The following is a 474-nucleotide window of genomic DNA, read 5'->3' on the forward strand; positions in this document are numbered from 1 at the left end:
GACGCCCAGGAGTCCGGCCACGGCGCCGTTGCCCGCCGTGCGTTGCAGGGCCAGCACACCCTGCGGCGTCCGGCCCGCTGTCGTCTCGCGGGCGGGGGCGTCCTGTCGTTCAGGGTCGGCACCGTGTTGGTGCCCGGCGAGCGCCATGGATCCGACTGTCGCACCCCTCGCCGGGGACTTCAACGAAGCGCGGGCTACCCGTTCGGGCAGATCTCACGGCGGCGGACTACGGCGCTGCTGTAACACGCTGTCCACCCCACTGGCCGACCGAAAGCATCGCAAATGCAGTGCTGTACGGGGTGCCTGGTGCTGACACGGGGCGCCTTGCGGGGCGGACAGCGTGTTACAGCCGGAACGGGCGCCGACACCGGCGGGATCCGTCGCGAGTTCACCATCGACGTCAACCGCGACCACTCAACCGCGACCGCCCACCCAGAAACCAGAAAGATCCGAACCCCCAATGAGGGTTCGGAT

Origin of the sequence: Nocardioides sp. CPCC 206348 (assembly GCF_048654705.1) — a bacterium.
GTDB lineage: Bacteria > Actinomycetota > Actinomycetes > Propionibacteriales > Nocardioidaceae > Nocardioides.